The sequence below is a fragment of the Nocardioides sp. genome, assembly GCF_036274455.1.
Lineage (GTDB): Bacteria > Actinomycetota > Actinomycetes > Propionibacteriales > Nocardioidaceae > Nocardioides.
Genome location: NZ_DASUFR010000224.1, coordinates 23,122 through 29,252 on the forward strand (window position 1 = coordinate 23,122; position 6,131 = coordinate 29,252).

Genomic DNA, 6,131 nt, shown 5'->3' on the forward strand with positions numbered 1-6,131 from the left:
GGATCAGGTCGGCGAGGTGAGCAGCCCGAGCTGCTCGGCGTGCCGGCGTACGACGTCGGAGTCGGCGGCCAGGACGAACGGGACGTCGACGTCCCAGGCGTCGGCGATCTTCTCCACCCGGCCGTCCCCGGGGTCGAGCCGCACCTCGCGGATGTAGACGGCGAGGATCCGGTCGGGGTGGGTGCGCACGATGTCGGCATAGATCTGCGGGTCCTCCTCGCCGGAGTCGCCGATCAGCACGAACCGGAGCTCGGGGTGCAGCTCGAGGATCTCGTTGATCCGCACGTGCTTCGGCTCCCGGCCGGAGCCGGTGCCGAGCAGGTCGCGGAGGAGCACCGGACCGAGCGGGAAGCCCCGGTGCCGGAGGAAGGCGATGAGGAAGGAGTGCAGGTTCCACGGGCTCGAGGAGACGTAGAAGACCGGGTTGGTCTCCGCGGCCAGGTCCCGGTAGAGCTCCGCGGCACCCGGGAACGGCGTACGGGTCAGCGCGGATCCGGTGAACGTCTGCCGCACCATGTGCCCGATCCGCTGCACCCCGGTCTCGAGGATCGTGTCGTCGATGTCCGAGATCACACCGAAGCGGGCGTCGGGGGCCGGGACCCGCACCTCGACGGGCGCGGTGTGGATCCCGGTCAGGGTGCGGTAGGGGCCGGCGAGCTCGACCTCACCGACCGTCCACGGCGACCTCAGCGCCTCCGCCGAAGGCTCGAGCCGGGCGAAGAAGTAGCCCTCCTGGTCGGTGACCACCTCGCTCACCGCGTCCGCGACCGTGACCCGCAGGGGTACGCCGGGGAGCTCGTCGGTGAAGAACTGGCTCACGGTGCGCAGCACCGCCGCGCCGACTCCCTCGCCCTCCTCGGCCTCGGTGGGCGGTGGGTCGTCGACCACTCGGCCGCGGACGACCACACCCTGCGGCCCGCCGTGCCCGACGTACGGCTCGATCCGGAAGTCGACCGGCGCGCCGGGCCGGCGCAGCCGCGCTGCGTCCCAGGCACGCTCCAGTGCGACAAGCCAACGGCTCACGGCCCAACGTTAGGGCGCAGCTGCCGCTCCAGGCTGGTGAGGTCGCCCAGCACCCAGGCGCTGGTCAGCAGCCCGTCGGTCGCGGCGAAGAACGCCGCCCCGGCGTACTCGAACCGCCGTCCGGTGGCCTCGATGCCGAGCAGCAGCCCGGTGTGGGTGCCGGAGTAGAGGAGGCGGGCGGCGGCCGAGGAGCCGTCACACACGAGGGTGAGGACCGTGTTGTGGAAGTCCTCGGCGCCGGCGCGGATGGTGTCGCGGTAGGTCCGCCAGCCGTCGCGCCCCACCGTCGAGACGCCGAGCGACCCGCGGAACTCGAACGACGGCGCGAGGACCGCGTCCACACGGGAGTCGTCCCACCGGTTCCACAGGTCGTGGTAGAAGCTGTGGACCAGGTCGGCGATGACGGTCACGACCATGGAGAATGCCACCCATGCCAGCCGCGCCAACCACGGAGCCCGAGGTCAGCGTCCCCGACGTCGTCTCGGGCGGTGCCCGGCCCCGCGTGCTGAGCGGGATCCAGCCGACCGCCGACTCCTTCCACTTCGGCAACTACCTCGGGGCGCTGCGGCAGTGGGTGGACCTCCAGCGCGACCACGCACCCTTCTTCTTCATCGCCGACCTGCACGCCATCACCGTCGAGCAGGACCCCAAGGCCCTGCGCGAGCGCACGCTGCGCGCCGCCGCCCAGCTGCTCGCCATGGGCATCGACCCGGCCCGGTCGGCGATCTTCATCCAGAGCCAGATCCCGGCCCACGCCCAGGCCGCGTGGGTGCTGCAGTGCCTGACCGGCTTCGGCGAGGCGCGCCGGATGACCCAGTTCAAGGACAAGTCGGCCAAGGGTGGCGAGGGCGCGTCCAGCGTCGGCCTGTTCACCTACCCCGTGCTCCAGGCCGCCGACATCCTGCTCTACCGGCCGCACTACGTCCCGGTCGGTGAGGACCAGCGCCAGCACCTCGAGCTGACCCGGGACCTGGCCCAGCGGTTCAACAGCCGCTACAAGAAGACCTTCCGGCTGCCCGAGCCCTACATCCTCAAGGCCACGGCCAAGATCGGCGACCTCCAGAACCCCACCGCGAAGATGTCGAAGTCGGCGTCGTCGCCGCAGGGGATCATCGAGATGCTCGACGACCCGGCGCTGAGCGCCAAGAAGATCCGCAGTGCGGTGACCGACTCCGGCAGCGACATCCGCTTCGACCCCGAGGGCAAGCCCGGGATCAGCAACCTGCTCACCATCTACAGCTCGCTGACCGCCACCAGCATCGCCGACCTCGAGGAGCAGTACTCCGGCAAGGGCTACGGCGACCTCAAGAAGGACCTGGCCGACGTGGTCGTCGACTTCGTGACGCCGTTCCGTGACCGCACCCTCGAGCTCCTCGACGACCAGGTCCACCTGACCCAGGTGCTCGAGCAGGGCCGGCTGCAGGCGCAGTCGGTGGCCCAGGTCACTCTCGAGGACATCTACCAGCGAGTGGGGTTCGTGGCGACGCCACGCTGAGCAGCGGGCCGACAGCAGACAGAGCGACGACCGCGAGTAGATTCAGACGATGGCGACGATCGGAGTGGCGGTGGCCATCCCGGAGCCATGGGCCACCGAGCTCCAGGACTACCGGACCGGCGTCGGCGACACGATGGCGGCCACGATCCCGACCCACATCACCCTCGTCCCTCCGACCGAGGTCGACGACGACGAGCTGGAGAAGCTCGAGGCGCACCTGGTCGCCGTCGCGGCCGACATGGCCACCTTCGACGTGCACCTGCGCGGCACCGGGTCCTTCCGGCCGGTCTCGCCGGTCGTCTTCGTGGCGCTGGCCGAGGGGATCTCACAGTTCGAGCAGCTCGCGGACGCCGTACGTCGCGGACCGCTGGCGATCGACCTGCACTTCCCCTACCACCCGCACGTCACCATCGCCCACCACCTCTCCGAGGAGCGGCTCGACCGGGCCTTCTCCGAGCTCGCCGAGTTCGAGTGCGAGTTCGTGGTCGAGCACATGGGGCTCTACGTGCACGACGAGGAGCGGGGCTGGACCCCGACGCGCTGCTTCGCGCTCAACCCGGGTACCTGACGGCCATGGCCGGCCTCGTCGACCGGGTGAAGCGCCGCACCACCGCGTTGCGGCAGCACCACCCCGTGCTCGACCACGCCGTGCGGACCCAGGAGCACTACGGGGAGACCAAGGCCAGCCAGTGGGCCGGCGCGGTGACCTACTTCGGCTTCCTGTCGGTCTTCCCGGTGCTCGCGCTGGCCTTCTTCGTCGTCGGCTGGATCTCCAAGGTGTTCCCGGACGCCCAGGACACCCTGGTCAGCGCGATCAACCAGATGTTCCCCGGGATGATCGGCGACGGCGCGAACCAGATCCAGCTCTCCGACATCGAGGACTCCGCCGCCACGGTCGGGCTGATCGGCCTCGTGGGTCTGCTCTACGCCGGGTTGGGCTGGCTGTCGGCCCTGCGTGACGCGCTGGTCACCGTCTTCGTGCTGCCGGCCCGCGAGCAGCCCAACTTCGTGATGGGCAAGGTCCGCGACCTCGTGACGCTGGTGATCATCGGGACCGTGCTGCTGGTCGCCGTCGGGTTCACCGGCGTGGTGTCCGGCTTCTCCAACGACCTGCTCGGCTGGGCAGGGCTCGGCACCGAGCTCGGCTGGCTGGTCGACATCCTCACGATCGTGCTCGGCCTGCTCGCCAACGCCGTGCTGTTCCTCTCGATGTTCCGGCTGCTGGCGGCTCCACAGCTCCCGTGGCGGGCGATGTGGTCGGGCGCGCTCCTCGGGGCGGTCGGCTTCGAGATCCTCAAGCAGGTCTCGGGGCTGCTGCTCAAGGTCACCCAGGGCAACCCGGCGTTCCAGGTGTTCGGCATCGCGCTGATCCTGCTGGTCTGGATCAACTACTTCTCGCGGATCATCCTCTACGCCGCCTCGTGGGCCTGGACGCACCCGAGGGCCCGCGACGAGCGGGTCGTCGAGCCCGCCGACCCGGTCCAGGGACCACAGCTGGCGTCGGCCGACGCGCTGACCGCCGCGAACGGGCCCGGCAGCCGTGCCAGGCGAGGAGCGTTCGCGGCGGGAGCCGCGCTCGGCGTCGCGGCGGCGACCGCCATCGCCCGGGCCGGCCGCGGTGAGGCCCGGTGACCGCTCACTAGCATCGCGGCCATGACCGACACCGTCACCCTGACCACCGGCTCGCGGATGCCCCTGCTCGGCTTCGGCACCTGGCAGATCACCGGCGACGACGCCTTCCGTGCTTCCAGCACTGCGCTGGAGGTCGGCTACCGCCACCTCGACACGGCCACCGTCTACGGCAACGAGCGTGAGGTCGGCCGGGCGTTGGCCGAGAGCGGGGTGCCGCGCGATGAGGTGTTCGTCACCACGAAGTGCCCGCCCGACCGTGCCGGGCGGGAGCTCGAGACCCTGCGCAAGAGCCTGGAGCTGCTGCAGACCGACCATGTCGATCTCTGGCTGATCCACTGGCCCGGCCGCGGGTCGGTCAACGTGGACCTGTGGCAAGCACTCGTCGAGGCCCAGGAGGGCGGGCTGGCCCGGGAGATCGGCGTGAGCAACTTCGACGCCCAGCTGATCGACGAGGTCTCGAAGGCCGCCGGGGTCGTGCCCGCGGTCAACCAGATCGAGTGGAGCCCGTTGCTCTATGACGCCGCGGTCGTCTCCGAGCACCAGGAGCGCAACGTCGTGCTGGAGGGCTACAGCGCCCTGCGCGGTGGCACCCTCGACCACCCGGCCATCGTCGCGATCGCGGAGCGGCTCGGCCGCACGACGGCCCAGGTGATCATCCGGTGGCACCTGCAGCACGGGTTCGTCGTGATCCCCAAGTCGGTCCATCCCGAGCGGATCCGGTCGAACTTCGACGTGGCCGGCTTCGCCCTCACCGACGAGGACATGGCGACCATGGACGGCCTCAGCGGCTGAGCCCGGTGACCCGGTGCTGGGACGTGCGCGGGTGCCTTCCCTGCGGAGGCTTCGAGGCTCGGCCGTGAACGGCCTCGCACCTCGGCCACCGTCAGGCAAGGCCCTCGCAGAACAGCTCGTCTCCCTGGATCACCTCGCTGTGGTTTCGCCCACCCGCGAAGAAGATCAGGTTGCCGTCCGCGTCGTACACCTGGCGGCCCGTGTCCTGGATGATGACCCCGAAGCCGGGGCGGTTCAGGACCTCCTGGCTCCCGGTGTAGGTGAAGGTGCCGGTCACCACGTCGATGGTCTCGGTGAAGTGCCCGTGCTCGTGCAGCGCGAGACCGGTGACGGAGTTGGTGTCGGTCGACGTGTGCGTCCAGTGGGTGACGATGCGGATCGGTTCGCCGGTGCGGTCGACGTAGATCGCCTGATCGCCGAAGAAGTCGTCGACGAAGTTGTCCTGGAACGTGCCGCAGTCGATGGTTCCGGTCCCGTGGAACTCGACCGGCATCCGAGTCGGAGGCGCCGCGCCTGCGGGACTCCAGACGGCCAGGCCCATGCCGCCTCCCGCGACGAGAGCGACGGTTGTGCGCGCGATGGTGCGAATGTTCATTTGGAATACCCCCCCAGGCCCTACAACGAAGGGCCTCGTCGCATGGTCCCACTCGGGGAGGGGCCTGGCTACGGTCTCGGGCTCGTCAGAACCCGTGCCGCATCGCGGCGTGCAGGTCCCAGTTGAGGCGCGAGATCACGTCGAGCGGGATCTCCTTCGGGCAGGCGGCGCTGCACTCGCCGATGTTGGTGCAGCTGCCGAACCCCTCGGCGTCGTGCTGGCCGACCATGTGCACGACGCGGAGGTCGCGCTCGGCCTGGCCCTGGGGGAGCTCGCCGAGGTGGGTGATCTTGGCGCCCAGGAAGAGGGAGGCGGAGCCGTTGGGGCAGGCAGCGACGCAGGCGCCGCAGGCGATGCAGGTGGCGGCGTCGAATGCGCGGTCGGCCTTCTCCTTCGGCACCGGGGTGGCGTGGGCGTCGGGGGCGGCGCCGGTGTTCACCGAGATGTAGCCACCCTGCTGGATGATCCGGTCGAACGCGGAGCGATTGACCACGAGGTCCTTGAGCACCGGGAACGCCGACGAGCGCCAGGGCTCGATGGTGATCTTGTCGCCGTCCTTGAACGAGCGCATGTGCAGCTGGCAGGTGGTGGTGA

8 protein-coding genes are annotated in these 6,131 nt (G+C 70.1%); 4 read left to right on the forward strand and 4 right to left on the reverse strand.

Going from position 1 to position 6,131, the window contains the following annotated elements; all coding sequences use genetic code 11:
• Positions 1–3: 3 nt before the first annotated feature.
• Together VFV89_RS21470 and VFV89_RS21475 are read right to left on the reverse strand one after the other, a co-directional pair.
• Positions 4–1,023 carry an App1 family protein gene (locus tag VFV89_RS21470; protein ID WP_329708024.1) on the reverse strand — a complete coding sequence of 340 codons (1,020 nt, stop codon included), beginning with the start codon at positions 1,021–1,023 and terminating at the stop codon, positions 4–6.
• Positions 1,020–1,451, reverse strand: a complete 432-nt coding sequence (locus VFV89_RS21475) for an ester cyclase (RefSeq protein WP_329708025.1) — start codon at positions 1,449–1,451, stop codon at positions 1,020–1,022. Before VFV89_RS21475 ends, VFV89_RS21470 begins: the two co-directional genes overlap by 4 nt.
• A gap of 2 nt (positions 1,452–1,453) precedes the next feature.
• Here VFV89_RS21475 and trpS point away from each other — a divergent pair, with 2 nt between their 5' ends.
• From trpS to VFV89_RS21495, 4 genes are read left to right on the forward strand one after another with little or no spacing between them, the layout of a single operon-like run.
• The gene (gene trpS, locus VFV89_RS21480; protein WP_329708026.1) at positions 1,454–2,518 is read left to right on the forward strand and encodes a tryptophan--tRNA ligase; all 1,065 of its coding nucleotides are present in this window, start codon (positions 1,454–1,456) and stop codon (positions 2,516–2,518) included.
• A gap of 49 nt (positions 2,519–2,567) precedes the next feature.
• Positions 2,568–3,086 (forward strand): 2'-5' RNA ligase family protein, encoded by a 519-nt coding sequence (locus VFV89_RS21485; RefSeq protein WP_329708027.1) that lies wholly within the window; start codon positions 2,568–2,570, stop codon positions 3,084–3,086.
• A 5-nt stretch (positions 3,087–3,091) separates the two neighbouring features.
• Complete coding sequence (locus tag VFV89_RS21490) at positions 3,092–4,150, forward strand: YihY/virulence factor BrkB family protein (RefSeq protein ID WP_329708028.1); 1,059 nt, start codon at positions 3,092–3,094, stop codon at positions 4,148–4,150.
• A gap of 21 nt (positions 4,151–4,171) precedes the next feature.
• Positions 4,172–4,942 (forward strand): aldo/keto reductase, encoded by a 771-nt coding sequence (locus VFV89_RS21495; protein WP_329708029.1) that lies wholly within the window; start codon positions 4,172–4,174, stop codon positions 4,940–4,942.
• Positions 4,943–5,033: 91 nt separating this feature from the next.
• Here the strand turns inward: VFV89_RS21495 and VFV89_RS21500 are convergent, their stop codons facing one another.
• Positions 5,034–5,537 carry a hypothetical protein gene (locus VFV89_RS21500; RefSeq protein ID WP_329708030.1) on the reverse strand — a complete coding sequence of 168 codons (504 nt, stop codon included), beginning with the start codon at positions 5,535–5,537 and terminating at the stop codon, positions 5,034–5,036.
• 85 nt (positions 5,538–5,622) lie between these two features.
• Positions 5,623–6,131, reverse strand: a 509-nt coding sequence (locus tag VFV89_RS21505) for a succinate dehydrogenase/fumarate reductase iron-sulfur subunit (protein ID WP_329708031.1), incomplete at its 5' end; no start/stop codon positions are given.